This is a genomic window from Pseudomonas sp. 2VD (genome assembly GCF_005503585.1).
Taxonomy (GTDB): Bacteria; Pseudomonadota; Gammaproteobacteria; order Pseudomonadales; family Pseudomonadaceae; genus Pseudomonas; species Pseudomonas aeruginosa.
This window is the reverse complement of the sequence record NZ_SCND01000690.1, coordinates 1-1,017: the sequence shown is the minus strand read 5'-3', so window position 1 is coordinate 1,017 and position 1,017 is coordinate 1. Positions and strand designations below refer to the sequence as shown.

Sequence of the window (1,017 nt, the reverse complement as noted above, 5' to 3'; positions counted from 1 at the left end):
GACTGGTCGCCACTGCTGATCGGGGTCGGTCCCTTGCTCGGGAATTCGTACTCGAAGGACCAGTCGCTGAGGATCGCGTTGAGCGCGGCGGGAATCTCGCCCGCGCGCGCCGGCGGCCGCTGCCGACGAAGGTGTAGCCGGGGCGGGTGACGCCGTTGTCGATGCGCGTGCTGGCATTGACCGTGACGTCGCCGGCGGCCTGGATCACCGCTGCGTAGGACTGGTCGCCACTGCTGATCGGGGTCGGTCCCTTGCTCGGGAATTCGTACTCGAAGGACCAGTCGCTGAGGATCGCGTTGAGCGCGGCGGGAATCTCGCCCGCGCGCGCCGGGTCGAAATTGGCGCTCTGGTACCAGTAGAGGTTGGTGAAGTTGCGCGACTTCTGGTCGATGCCGCCGATATCGCCGCCGCGAGCGGTACGCAGCACGCGGATGGTTTCCAGCTCGCCGGTTTCCAGGCCCTGGTTGTCGAGGACTTCGAGGTTGGCGGTGAGGTTGCCGCCGCTGCCGATCAGGCTGGAAAGGTTGTTCAGGGTGCCGCCGTCGATGGCGAAGTCGCCTCCGGCCAGCAGTTGCCCCATGGCGCTGCTGGCGGTGACCTCGGTCTTGTCGCGCTGGGTGATGGTCCAGATGGCGTTGCGCTTGCCGCTGCAGTCGCCCGCGTTGACGCCTTCGATGCAGGCGGTCTGCTCCATCTTCGCGGTGTACAGGCCCGACTTGCTTTCCAGCACGGCGCGACGGTTCTCGATCAGGCTGGCACGCAGGCTGAAGTCCTTGCCGCTCTCGATCACCCCGGAAAGGTTGCGCAGGCTGGCGGCACGGTTGCCGGCATCGTCGCGGGCGATATCCAGCCTGCCGAGGCTGTACACATCCCCGTAGAGGTTGGTGATGTCGCCGGCGCGCAGGGTCATGTCGGCGCCACTGAACAGCAACCCGCGCTCGTTGAGCAGGGCGGGCGCGTTCAATCGCAGGTTGCCGCCGCCGCCCAGGGTGCCGTAGTTGTTCAGGCTCGCGGCGC

Annotated in this window: 1 protein-coding gene; it reads right to left on the bottom strand. The window is 67.2% G+C overall.

Annotation, left to right across the window (positions count from 1 at the left end; genetic code table 11):
* Positions 1-1,017, bottom strand: a 1,017-nt coding sequence (locus FFS27_RS33125; RefSeq protein ID WP_256659918.1) for a hypothetical protein, incomplete at both ends; no start/stop codon positions are given.